General features: G+C 52.1%; 9 protein-coding genes. All 9 read left to right on the top strand.

Annotated elements, in window-relative coordinates; all coding sequences use genetic code 11:
- On the top strand, window positions 1–96 hold a 96-nt coding region (locus tag BGE37_RS24035; protein WP_072106224.1), incomplete at its 5' end, for an EF-Tu C-terminal domain-related protein.
- Between the two features lie 229 nt (window positions 97–325).
- Window positions 326–709, top strand: a complete 384-nt coding sequence (gene secE / locus BGE37_RS24030) for a preprotein translocase subunit SecE (protein ID WP_001275702.1) — start codon at window positions 326–328, stop codon at window positions 707–709.
- A 1-nt stretch (window position 710) separates the two neighbouring features.
- Window positions 711–1,256 carry a transcription termination/antitermination protein NusG gene (nusG, locus tag BGE37_RS24025; protein ID WP_001287516.1) on the top strand — a complete coding sequence of 182 codons (546 nt, stop codon included), beginning with the start codon at window positions 711–713 and terminating at the stop codon, window positions 1,254–1,256.
- A gap of 158 nt (window positions 1,257–1,414) precedes the next feature.
- Window positions 1,415–1,843, top strand: coding sequence for a 50S ribosomal protein L11 (gene rplK, locus BGE37_RS24020; protein WP_001085926.1), 429 nt, complete (start codon window positions 1,415–1,417; stop codon window positions 1,841–1,843).
- A 3-nt stretch (window positions 1,844–1,846) separates the two neighbouring features.
- Window positions 1,847–2,551, top strand: coding sequence for a 50S ribosomal protein L1 (gene rplA / locus BGE37_RS24015; RefSeq protein WP_001096680.1), 705 nt, complete (start codon window positions 1,847–1,849; stop codon window positions 2,549–2,551).
- A 412-nt stretch (window positions 2,552–2,963) separates the two neighbouring features.
- Window positions 2,964–3,461 carry a 50S ribosomal protein L10 gene (rplJ, locus tag BGE37_RS24005; protein WP_001207201.1) on the top strand — a complete coding sequence of 166 codons (498 nt, stop codon included), beginning with the start codon at window positions 2,964–2,966 and terminating at the stop codon, window positions 3,459–3,461.
- Window positions 3,462–3,527: 66 nt separating this feature from the next.
- On the top strand, window positions 3,528–3,893 hold the full coding sequence (rplL, locus tag BGE37_RS24000; RefSeq protein WP_000028878.1) for a 50S ribosomal protein L7/L12: 366 nt from the start codon (window positions 3,528–3,530) through the stop codon (window positions 3,891–3,893).
- 319 nt (window positions 3,894–4,212) lie between these two features.
- A complete protein-coding gene (gene rpoB / locus BGE37_RS23995) occupies window positions 4,213–8,241 on the top strand; it encodes a DNA-directed RNA polymerase subunit beta (RefSeq protein ID WP_001353730.1) in 4,029 nt (1,342 codons plus the stop codon).
- Window positions 8,242–8,317: 76 nt separating this feature from the next.
- Entirely contained in the window at window positions 8,318–12,541 is a 4,224-nt protein-coding gene (gene rpoC, locus BGE37_RS23990) for a DNA-directed RNA polymerase subunit beta' (RefSeq protein ID WP_000653947.1), read from the top strand.
- Window positions 12,542–12,674: the final 133 nt, after the last annotated feature.

Genomic DNA, 12,674 nt, shown 5'->3' with positions numbered 1-12,674 from the left:
ATCCACCCGATCGCGATGGACGACGGTCTGCGTTTCGCAATCCGTGAAGGCGGCCGTACCGTTGGCGCGGGCGTTGTAGCAAAAGTTCTGAGCTAATTGCCGATAACATTTGACGCAATGCGCACTAAAAGGGCATCATTTGATGCCCTTTTTGCACGCTTTCGTACCAGAACCTGGCTCATCAGTGATTTTCTTTGTCATAATCATTGCTGAGACAGGCTCTGTTGAGGGCGTATAATCCGAAAAGCTAATACGCGTTTCGATTTGGTTTGCCTCGCGATCGCGGGGTGAAAATGTTTGTAGAATACTTCTGACAGGTTGGTTTATGAGTGCGAATACCGAAGCTCAAGGAAGCGGGCGCGGCCTGGAAGCGATGAAGTGGGTCGTTGTGGTGGCATTGCTCCTGGTAGCAATTGTCGGCAACTACCTTTATCGCGACATTATGCTGCCGCTGCGTGCGCTGGCCGTAGTAATTCTGATTGCTGCAGCGGGTGGTGTCGCGCTGTTAACGACAAAAGGTAAAGCTACCGTTGCTTTTGCCCGTGAAGCGCGTACCGAAGTCCGTAAGGTCATTTGGCCGACTCGCCAGGAAACATTGCACACCACGCTGATTGTGGCTGCGGTTACCGCAGTAATGTCACTGATCCTGTGGGGACTGGATGGTATTCTGGTTCGCCTGGTATCCTTTATCACTGGCCTGAGGTTCTGAGATGTCTGAAGCTCCTAAAAAGCGCTGGTACGTCGTTCAGGCGTTTTCCGGTTTTGAAGGCCGCGTAGCAACGTCGCTACGTGAGCATATCAAATTACATAACATGGAAGATTTGTTTGGTGAAGTCATGGTACCAACCGAAGAAGTGGTTGAAATCCGTGGCGGACAGCGTCGCAAAAGCGAACGCAAATTCTTCCCTGGCTACGTCCTCGTTCAGATGGTGATGAACGACGCGAGCTGGCACCTGGTGCGCAGCGTACCGCGTGTGATGGGCTTCATCGGCGGTACTTCCGATCGTCCTGCGCCAATCAGCGATAAAGAAGTGGATGCGATTATGAATCGCCTGCAGCAGGTTGGCGATAAGCCGCGTCCGAAAACGCTGTTTGAACCGGGTGAAATGGTTCGTGTTAATGATGGTCCGTTCGCTGACTTCAACGGTGTTGTTGAAGAAGTTGATTACGAGAAATCTCGTCTGAAAGTGTCTGTTTCTATCTTCGGTCGTGCGACCCCGGTAGAGCTGGACTTCAGCCAGGTTGAAAAAGCCTAACCTAGTGATCAAAAAAACGGCGATTTAATCGTTGCACAAGGCGCGAGATTGGAATACAATTTCGCGCCTTTTGTTTTTATGGGCCTTGCCCGTAAAACGATTTTTTATATCACGGGGAGCCTCTCAGAGGCGTTATTACCCAACTTGAGGAATTTATAATGGCTAAGAAAGTACAAGCCTATGTCAAGCTGCAGGTTGCAGCTGGTATGGCTAACCCGAGTCCGCCAGTAGGTCCGGCTCTGGGTCAGCAGGGCGTAAACATCATGGAATTCTGCAAAGCGTTCAACGCAAAAACTGATTCCATCGAAAAAGGTCTGCCGATTCCGGTAGTAATCACCGTTTACGCTGACCGTTCTTTCACTTTCGTTACCAAGACTCCGCCGGCAGCAGTTCTGCTGAAAAAAGCGGCTGGTATCAAGTCTGGTTCCGGTAAGCCGAACAAAGACAAAGTGGGTAAAATTTCCCGCGCTCAGCTGCAGGAAATCGCGCAGACCAAAGCTGCCGACATGACTGGTGCCGACATTGAAGCGATGACTCGCTCCATCGAAGGTACTGCACGTTCCATGGGCCTGGTAGTGGAGGACTAAGAAATGGCTAAACTGACCAAGCGCATGCGTGTTATCCGCGAGAAAGTTGATGCAACCAAACAGTACGACATCAACGAAGCTATCGCTCTGCTGAAAGAGCTGGCGACTGCTAAATTCGTAGAAAGCGTGGACGTTGCTGTTAACCTCGGCATCGACGCTCGTAAATCTGACCAGAACGTACGTGGTGCAACTGTACTGCCGCACGGTACTGGCCGTTCCGTTCGCGTAGCCGTATTTACCCAGGGTGCAAACGCTGAAGCTGCTAAAGCTGCAGGCGCTGAACTGGTAGGTATGGAAGATCTGGCTGACCAGATCAAGAAAGGCGAAATGAACTTTGACGTTGTTATTGCTTCTCCGGATGCAATGCGCGTTGTTGGCCAGCTGGGCCAGGTTCTGGGTCCGCGCGGCCTGATGCCAAACCCGAAAGTGGGTACTGTAACGCCGAACGTTGCTGAAGCGGTTAAAAACGCTAAAGCTGGCCAGATTCGTTACCGTAACGACAAAAACGGCATCATCCACACCACCATCGGTAAAGTGGACTTTGACGCTGACAAACTGAAAGAAAACCTGGAAGCTCTGCTGGTTGCGCTGAAAAAAGCAAAACCGACTCAGGCGAAAGGCGTGTACATCAAGAAAGTTAGCATCTCCACCACCATGGGTGCAGGTGTTGCAGTTGACCAGGCTGGCCTGAGCGCTTCTGTAAACTAATGCCTTTACGTGGGCGGTGATTTTGTCTACAATCTTACCCCCACGTATAATGCTTAATGCAGACGTATATCCGAGATATTCGGGTTGTAGCAAGGCGGCAACTGAGTGAGTCGCCAGGAGCATAGCTAACTATGTGACTGGTGCGAACGAAGGAAGCCAACGCCGCTACAAGCTGAATAGCGACGGATAGAAAAGATTTGTTCGTTGGAGCCTGGCCTATCCAGGCCTCCGTCGAAGACCGCAGGAGTTTCGCAAGAAACTTAATCCCCTGCGTAGACGGTGACAGAACGCTAAGATTATTCTTTTATATTCTGGCTTGTTTCTGCTCACCGTAATTAAGACGCTCTCTCCGTTTGGAAGAGTGAAGTGAGTTCCAGAGATTTTCTCTGGCAAACATCCAGGAGCAAAGCTAATGGCTTTAAATCTTCAAGACAAACAAGCGATTGTTGCTGAAGTCAGCGAAGTAGCCAAAGGCGCGCTGTCTGCAGTAGTTGCGGATTCCCGTGGCGTAACTGTAGATAAAATGACTGAACTGCGTAAAGCAGGTCGCGAAGCTGGCGTATACATGCGTGTTGTTCGTAACACCCTGCTGCGCCGTGCTGTTGAAGGTACTCCGTTCGAGTGCCTGAAAGACGCGTTTGTTGGTCCGACCCTGATTGCATACTCTATGGAACACCCGGGCGCAGCTGCTCGTCTGTTCAAAGAGTTCGCGAAAGCGAATGCAAAATTTGAGGTCAAAGCCGCTGCCTTTGAAGGTGAGCTGATCCCGGCGTCTCAGATCGACCGCCTGGCAACTCTGCCGACCTACGAAGAAGCAATTGCACGCCTGATGGCAACCATGAAAGAAGCTTCGGCTGGCAAACTGGTTCGTACTCTGGCTGCTGTACGCGATGCGAAAGAAGCTGCTTAATCGCAGTTATCTTTTTAACGCATTCGCTTACGTATAAACTTATTCTGATATTCAGGAACAATTTAAATGTCTATCACTAAAGATCAAATCATTGAAGCAGTTGCAGCTATGTCTGTAATGGACGTTGTAGAACTGATCTCTGCAATGGAAGAAAAATTCGGTGTTTCCGCTGCTGCTGCTGTAGCTGTAGCTGCTGGCCCGGTTGAAGCTGCTGAAGAAAAAACTGAATTCGACGTAATTCTGAAAGCTGCTGGCGCTAACAAAGTTGCTGTTATCAAAGCAGTACGTGGCGCAACTGGCCTGGGTCTGAAAGAAGCTAAAGACCTGGTAGAATCTGCACCGGCTGCTCTGAAAGAAGGCGTGAGCAAAGACGACGCAGAAGCACTGAAAAAAGCTCTGGAAGAAGCTGGCGCTGAAGTTGAAGTTAAATAAGCCAACCCTTCCGGTTGCAGCCTGAGAAATCAGGCTGATGGCTGGTGACTTTTTAGTCACCAGCCTTTTTGCGCTGTAAGGCGCCAGTAGCGTTTCACACTGTTTGACTACTGCTGTGCCTTTCAATGCTTGTTTCTATCGACGACTTAATATACTGCGACAGGACGCCCGTTCTGTGTAAATCGCAATGAAATGGTTTAAGCGTGATAGCAACAGGCATTGCGGAAAGTGTTCCATTTTCCGGTCAACAAAATAGTGTTGCACAAACTGTCCGCTCAATGGACAGATGGGTCGACTTGTCAGCGAGCTGAGGAACCCTATGGTTTACTCCTATACCGAGAAAAAACGTATTCGTAAGGATTTTGGTAAACGTCCACAAGTTCTGGATGTACCTTATCTCCTTTCTATCCAGCTTGACTCGTTTCAGAAATTTATCGAGCAAGATCCTGAAGGGCAGTATGGTCTGGAAGCTGCTTTCCGTTCCGTATTCCCGATTCAGAGCTACAGCGGTAATTCCGAGCTGCAATACGTCAGCTACCGCCTTGGCGAACCGGTGTTTGACGTCCAGGAATGTCAAATCCGTGGCGTGACCTATTCCGCACCGCTGCGCGTTAAACTGCGTCTGGTGATCTATGAGCGCGAAGCGCCGGAAGGCACCGTAAAAGACATTAAAGAACAAGAAGTCTACATGGGCGAAATTCCGCTCATGACGGACAACGGTACCTTTGTTATCAACGGTACTGAGCGTGTTATCGTTTCCCAGCTGCACCGTAGTCCGGGCGTCTTCTTTGACTCCGACAAAGGTAAAACCCACTCTTCGGGTAAAGTGCTGTATAACGCGCGCATCATCCCTTACCGTGGTTCCTGGCTGGACTTCGAATTCGATCCGAAGGACAACCTGTTCGTACGTATCGACCGTCGCCGTAAACTGCCTGCGACCATCATTCTGCGTGCCCTGAACTACACCACAGAGCAGATCCTCGACCTGTTCTTTGAAAAAGTTATCTTTGAAATCCGTGATAACAAGCTGCAGATGGAACTGGTGCCGGAACGCCTGCGTGGTGAAACCGCATCTTTCGACATCGAAGCTAACGGTAAAGTGTACGTAGAAAAAGGCCGCCGTATTACTGCGCGCCACATTCGCCAGCTGGAAAAAGACGACGTCAAACTGATCGAAGTCCCGGTTGAGTACATCGCAGGTAAAGTGGTTGCTAAAGACTATATTGATGAGTCTACCGGCGAGCTGATCTGTGCTGCGAACATGGAGCTGAGCCTGGATCTGCTGGCTAAGCTGAGCCAGTCTGGTCACAAGCGTATCGAAACGCTGTTCACCAACGATCTGGATCACGGCCCGTATATCTCTGAAACCTTACGTGTCGACCCAACTAACGATCGTCTGAGCGCACTGGTAGAAATCTACCGCATGATGCGCCCTGGCGAGCCGCCGACTCGTGAAGCCGCTGAAAGCCTGTTCGAGAACCTGTTCTTCTCTGAAGACCGCTATGACTTGTCTGCGGTTGGTCGTATGAAGTTCAACCGCTCTCTGCTACGCGACGAAATCGAAGGTTCCGGTATCCTGAGCAAAGACGACATCATTGATGTTATGAAAAAGCTCATCGATATCCGTAACGGTAAAGGCGAAGTCGATGATATCGACCACCTCGGTAACCGTCGTATCCGTTCCGTTGGCGAAATGGCGGAAAACCAGTTCCGCGTTGGCCTGGTACGTGTAGAGCGTGCGGTGAAAGAGCGTTTGTCTCTGGGCGATCTGGATACCCTGATGCCTCAGGATATGATCAACGCCAAACCGATTTCCGCAGCAGTGAAAGAGTTCTTTGGTTCCAGCCAGCTGTCTCAGTTTATGGACCAGAACAACCCGCTGTCTGAGATTACGCACAAGCGTCGTATCTCCGCACTCGGCCCAGGCGGTCTGACCCGTGAACGTGCAGGCTTCGAAGTTCGAGACGTACACCCGACTCACTACGGTCGCGTATGTCCAATCGAAACTCCTGAAGGCCCGAACATCGGTCTGATCAACTCCCTGTCCGTGTACGCACAGACTAACGAATATGGCTTCCTTGAGACGCCGTACCGTAAAGTGATCGACGGTGTTGTAACCGACGAAATTCACTACCTATCTGCTATCGAAGAAGGCAACTACGTTATCGCCCAGGCGAACTCCAACCTGGATGAAGAAGGCCACTTCGTAGAAGACCTGGTAACTTGCCGTAGCAAAGGCGAATCCAGCTTGTTCAGCCGCGACCAGGTTGACTACATGGACGTATCCACCCAGCAGGTGGTATCCGTCGGTGCGTCCCTGATCCCGTTCCTTGAACACGATGACGCCAACCGTGCATTGATGGGTGCGAACATGCAACGTCAGGCCGTTCCGACTCTGCGTGCTGATAAGCCGCTGGTTGGTACGGGTATGGAACGTGCTGTTGCCGTTGACTCCGGTGTAACTGCGGTTGCTAAACGTGGTGGTGTCGTTCAGTACGTGGATGCTTCCCGTATCGTTATCAAAGTTAACGAAGACGAGATGTATCCGGGCGAAGCGGGTATCGACATCTACAACCTGACCAAATACACCCGTTCTAACCAGAACACCTGTATCAACCAGATGCCGTGTGTGTCTCTGGGTGAACCGGTAGAGCGCGGCGACGTGCTGGCAGACGGTCCGTCCACCGACCTCGGTGAACTGGCGCTCGGTCAGAACATGCGCGTAGCGTTCATGCCGTGGAATGGTTACAACTTCGAAGACTCCATCCTCGTATCCGAGCGTGTTGTTCAGGAAGACCGTTTCACCACCATCCACATTCAGGAACTGGCATGTGTGTCCCGTGACACCAAGCTGGGGCCAGAAGAGATCACTGCTGACATCCCGAACGTAGGTGAAGCTGCGCTCTCCAAACTGGATGAATCCGGTATCGTTTACATTGGTGCGGAAGTGACCGGTGGCGACATTCTGGTTGGTAAGGTAACGCCGAAAGGTGAAACCCAGCTGACTCCAGAAGAGAAACTGCTGCGTGCGATCTTCGGTGAGAAAGCGTCTGACGTTAAAGACTCTTCTCTGCGTGTACCAAACGGTGTATCCGGTACGGTTATCGACGTTCAGGTCTTTACTCGCGATGGCGTAGAAAAAGACAAACGTGCGCTGGAAATCGAAGAAATGCAGCTCAAACAGGCGAAGAAAGACCTGTCTGAAGAACTGCAGATCCTCGAAGCGGGTCTGTTCAGCCGTATCCGTGCTGTGCTGGTAGCCGGTGGCGTTGAAGCTGAGAAGCTCGACAAACTGCCGCGCGATCGCTGGCTGGAGCTGGGCCTGACCGACGAAGAGAAACAAAATCAGCTGGAACAGCTGGCTGAGCAATATGACGAACTGAAACACGAGTTCGAGAAGAAACTCGAAGCGAAACGCCGCAAAATCACCCAGGGCGACGATCTGGCACCGGGCGTGCTGAAGATTGTTAAGGTATATCTGGCGGTTAAACGCCGTATCCAGCCTGGTGACAAGATGGCAGGTCGTCACGGTAACAAGGGTGTAATTTCTAAGATCAACCCGATCGAAGATATGCCTTACGATGAAAACGGTACGCCGGTAGACATCGTACTGAACCCGCTGGGCGTACCGTCTCGTATGAACATCGGTCAGATCCTCGAAACCCACCTGGGTATGGCTGCGAAAGGTATCGGCGACAAGATCAACGCCATGCTGAAACAGCAGCAAGAAGTCGCGAAACTGCGCGAATTCATCCAGCGTGCATACGATCTGGGCGCTGACGTTCGTCAGAAAGTTGACCTGAGTACCTTCAGCGATGAAGAAGTTATGCGTCTGGCTGAAAACCTGCGCAAAGGTATGCCAATCGCAACGCCGGTCTTCGACGGTGCGAAAGAAGCAGAAATTAAAGAACTGCTGAAACTTGGCGACCTGCCGACTTCTGGTCAGATCCGCCTGTACGACGGTCGCACTGGTGAACAGTTCGAACGTCCGGTAACCGTGGGTTACATGTACATGCTGAAACTGAACCACCTGGTCGACGACAAGATGCACGCGCGTTCCACCGGTTCTTACAGCCTGGTTACTCAGCAGCCGCTGGGTGGTAAGGCACAGTTCGGTGGTCAGCGTTTCGGGGAGATGGAAGTGTGGGCGCTGGAAGCATACGGCGCAGCATACACCCTGCAGGAAATGCTCACCGTTAAGTCTGATGACGTGAACGGTCGTACCAAGATGTATAAAAACATCGTGGACGGCAACCATCAGATGGAGCCGGGCATGCCAGAATCCTTCAACGTATTGTTGAAAGAGATTCGTTCGCTGGGTATCAACATCGAACTGGAAGACGAGTAATTCTCGCTCAAACAGGTCACTGCTGTCGGGGTAAAACCCGGCAGCGGATTGTGCTAACTCCGACGGGAGCAAATCCGTGAAAGATTTATTAAAGTTTCTGAAAGCGCAGACTAAAACCGAAGAGTTTGATGCGATCAAAATTGCTCTGGCTTCGCCAGACATGATCCGTTCATGGTCTTTCGGTGAAGTTAAAAAGCCGGAAACCATCAACTACCGTACGTTCAAACCAGAACGTGACGGCCTTTTCTGCGCCCGTATCTTTGGGCCGGTAAAAGATTACGAGTGCCTGTGCGGTAAGTACAAGCGCCTGAAACACCGTGGCGTCATCTGTGAGAAGTGCGGCGTTGAAGTGACCCAGACTAAAGTACGCCGTGAGCGTATGGGCCACATCGAACTGGCTTCCCCGACCGCGCACATCTGGTTCCTGAAATCGCTGCCGTCCCGTATCGGCCTGCTGCTCGATATGCCGCTGCGCGATATCGAACGCGTACTGTACTTCGAATCCTATGTGGTTATCGAAGGCGGTATGACCAACCTGGAGCGTCAGCAGATCCTGACTGAAGAGCAGTATCTGGACGCGCTGGAAGAGTTCGGTGACGAATTCGACGCGAAAATGGGTGCGGAAGCAATCCAGGCTCTGCTGAAGAGCATGGATCTGGAGCAAGAGTGCGAACAGCTGCGTGAAGAGCTGAACGAAACCAACTCCGAAACTAAGCGTAAGAAGCTGACCAAGCGTATCAAACTGCTGGAAGCGTTCGTTCAGTCTGGTAACAAACCAGAGTGGATGATCCTGACCGTTCTGCCGGTACTGCCGCCAGATCTGCGTCCGCTGGTTCCGCTGGATGGTGGTCGTTTCGCGACTTCTGACCTGAACGATCTGTATCGTCGCGTCATTAACCGTAACAACCGTCTGAAACGTCTGCTGGATCTGGCTGCGCCGGACATCATCGTACGTAATGAAAAACGTATGCTGCAGGAAGCGGTAGACGCCCTGTTGGATAACGGTCGTCGCGGTCGTGCGATCACCGGTTCTAACAAGCGTCCTCTGAAATCTTTGGCCGACATGATCAAAGGTAAACAGGGTCGTTTCCGTCAGAACCTGCTCGGTAAGCGTGTTGACTACTCCGGTCGTTCTGTAATCACCGTAGGTCCATACCTGCGTCTGCATCAGTGCGGTCTGCCGAAGAAAATGGCACTGGAACTGTTCAAACCGTTCATCTACGGCAAGCTGGAACTGCGTGGTCTTGCTACCACCATTAAAGCTGCGAAGAAAATGGTTGAGCGCGAAGAAGCTGTCGTTTGGGATATCCTGGACGAAGTTATCCGCGAACACCCGGTACTGCTGAACCGTGCACCGACTCTGCACCGTCTGGGTATCCAGGCATTTGAACCGGTACTGATCGAAGGTAAAGCTATCCAGCTGCACCCGCTGGTTTGTGCGGCATATAACGCCGACTTCGATGGTGACCAGATGGCTGTTCACGTACCGCTGACACTGGAAGCCCAGCTGGAAGCGCGTGCGCTGATGATGTCTACCAACAACATCCTGTCCCCGGCGAACGGCGAACCAATCATCGTTCCGTCTCAGGACGTTGTATTGGGTCTGTACTACATGACCCGTGACTGTGTTAACGCCAAAGGCGAAGGCATGGTACTGACTGGCCCGAAAGAAGCAGAACGTCTGTATCGCTCTGGTCTGGCTTCTCTGCATGCGCGCGTTAAAGTGCGTATCACCGAGTATGAAAAAGATGCTAACGGTGAATTAGTAGCGAAAACCAGCCTGAAAGATACGACCGTTGGCCGTGCCATTCTGTGGATGATTGTACCGAAAGGTCTGCCTTACTCCATCGTCAACCAGGCGCTGGGTAAGAAAGCAATCTCCAAAATGCTGAACACCTGCTACCGCATTCTCGGTCTGAAACCGACCGTTATTTTTGCGGACCAGATCATGTACACCGGCTTTGCATATGCAGCGCGTTCTGGTGCATCTGTTGGTATCGATGACATGGTCATCCCGGAGAAGAAACACGAAATCATCTCCGAGGCAGAAGCTGAAGTTGCTGAGATTCAGGAGCAGTTCCAGTCTGGTCTGGTAACTGCGGGCGAACGCTACAACAAAGTTATCGATATCTGGGCTGCGGCGAACGATCGTGTATCCAAAGCGATGATGGATAACCTGCAAACTGAAACCGTTATTAACCGTGACGGTCAGGAAGAGAAGCAGGTTTCCTTCAACAGCATCTACATGATGGCCGACTCCGGTGCGCGTGGTTCTGCGGCACAGATTCGTCAGCTGGCGGGTATGCGTGGTCTGATGGCGAAGCCGGATGGCTCCATCATCGAAACGCCAATCACCGCGAACTTCCGTGAAGGTCTGAACGTACTCCAGTACTTCATCTCAACCCACGGTGCTCGTAAAGGTCTGGCGGATACCGCACTGAAGACGGCGAACTCTGGTTACCTGACTCGTCGTCTGGTTGACGTTGCGCAGGACCTGGTGGTAACCGAAGACGATTGTGGTACCCATGAAGGTATCATGATGACGCCGGTTATCGAGGGTGGTGATGTTAAAGAGCCGCTGCGCGATCGCGTACTGGGTCGTGTAACTGCTGAAGACGTTCTTAAACCGGGTACTGCTGATATCCTGGTTCCGCGCAACACGCTGCTGCACGAACAGTGGTGTGACCTGCTGGAAGAGAACTCTGTCGACGCGGTTAAAGTACGTTCTGTTGTATCTTGTGACACCGACTTTGGTGTATGTGCGCACTGCTACGGTCGTGACCTGGCACGTGGCCACATCATCAACAAAGGTGAAGCAATCGGTGTTATCGCGGCACAGTCCATCGGTGAACCGGGTACACAGCTGACCATGCGTACGTTCCACATCGGTGGTGCGGCATCTCGTGCGGCTGCTGAATCCAGCATCCAGGTGAAAAACAAAGGTAGCATCAAGCTCAGCAACGTGAAGTCGGTTGTGAACTCCAGCGGCAAACTGGTTATCACTTCCCGTAACACCGAACTGAAATTGATCGACGAATTCGGTCGTACCAAAGAAAGCTATAAAGTGCCTTACGGTGCAGTACTGGCGAAAGGCGATGGCGAACAGGTTGCTGGCGGCGAGACCGTTGCAAACTGGGACCCGCACACCATGCCGGTTATCACCGAAGTAAGCGGTTTTGTACGCTTTACTGACATGATCGACGGCCAGACCATTACTCGTCAGACCGACGAATTGACCGGTCTGTCTTCGCTGGTGGTTCTGGATTCCGCAGAACGTACCGCAGGTGGTAAAGATCTGCGTCCGGCACTGAAAATCGTTGATGCTCAGGGTAACGACGTTCTGATCCCGGGTACCGACATGCCTGCGCAGTACTTCCTGCCGGGTAAAGCGATTGTTCAGCTGGAAGATGGCGTACAGATCAGCTCTGGTGACACCCTGGCGCGTATTCCGCAAGAATCTGGCGGTACCAAGGACATCACCGGTGGTCTGCCACGCGTTGCGGACCTGTTCGAAGCACGTCGTCCGAAAGAGCCGGCAATCCTGGCTGAAATCAGCGGTGTGGTTTCCTTCGGTAAAGAAACCAAAGGTAAACGTCGTCTGGTTATCACCCCGGTAGACGGTAGCGAGCCGTACGAAGAGATGATTCCGAAATGGCGTCAGCTCAACGTGTTCGAAGGTGAACGTGTAGAACGTGGTGACGTAATTTCCGACGGTCCGGAAGCGCCGCATGACATTCTGCGTCTGCGTGGTGTTCATGCTGTGACTCGTTACATCGTTAACGAAGTACAGGACGTATACCGTCTGCAGGGCGTTAAGATTAACGATAAACACATCGAAGTTATCGTTCGTCAGATGCTGCGTAAAGCTACCATCGTTAACGCGGGCAGCTCCGACTTCCTGGAAGGCGAACAGGTTGAATACTCTCGCGTCAAGATCGCAAACCGCGAACTGGAAGCGAACGGCAAAGTGGGTGCAACTTACTCCCGCGATCTGCTGGGTATCACCAAAGCGTCTCTGGCAACCGAGTCCTTCATCTCCGCGGCATCGTTCCAGGAGACCACTCGCGTGCTGACCGAAGCAGCCGTTGCGGGCAAACGCGACGAACTGCGCGGCCTGAAAGAGAACGTTATCGTAGGTCGTCTGATCCCGGCAGGTACCGGTTACGCGTACCACCAGGATCGTATGCGTCGCCGTGCTGCGGGTGAAGCTCCGGCTGCACCGCAGGTGACTGCAGAAGACGCATCTGCCAGCCTGGCAGAACTGCTGAACGCAGGTCTGGGCGGTTCTGATAACGAGTAATCGTTAATCCGCAAATAACGTAAAAACCCGCTTCGGCGGGTTTTTTTATGGGTGTTATTCAGAGGGCAAATTCTTCATGGGAAATATTAAGAAAGGCAGGGCGAAACGAGGAAGAAGCTTTTCGCCCTGGACA

It is taken from the genome of Escherichia sp. MOD1-EC6300 (assembly GCF_002965045.1).
Taxonomy (GTDB): domain Bacteria; phylum Pseudomonadota; class Gammaproteobacteria; order Enterobacterales; family Enterobacteriaceae; genus Escherichia; species Escherichia coli_F.
This window is presented reverse-complemented; position numbering and strand designations above follow the sequence as displayed.

Bases quoted from the DNA above. Each gene is read 5' to 3' on its own strand.
- rplJ (WP_001207201.1), top strand. From the start codon at position 2,964: ATGGCTTTAAATCTTCAAGACAAACAAGCGATTGTTGCTGAAGTCAGC.
- rpoB (WP_001353730.1), top strand. From the start codon at position 4,213: ATGGTTTACTCCTATACCGAGAAAAAACGTATTCGTAAGGATTTTGGT.
- rplL (WP_000028878.1), top strand. From the start codon at position 3,528: ATGTCTATCACTAAAGATCAAATCATTGAAGCAGTTGCAGCTATGTCT.
- nusG (WP_001287516.1), top strand. From the start codon at position 711: ATGTCTGAAGCTCCTAAAAAGCGCTGGTACGTCGTTCAGGCGTTTTCC.
- rplK (WP_001085926.1), top strand. From the start codon at position 1,415: ATGGCTAAGAAAGTACAAGCCTATGTCAAGCTGCAGGTTGCAGCTGGT.
- secE (WP_001275702.1), top strand. From the start codon at position 326: ATGAGTGCGAATACCGAAGCTCAAGGAAGCGGGCGCGGCCTGGAAGCG.
- rplA (WP_001096680.1), top strand. From the start codon at position 1,847: ATGGCTAAACTGACCAAGCGCATGCGTGTTATCCGCGAGAAAGTTGAT.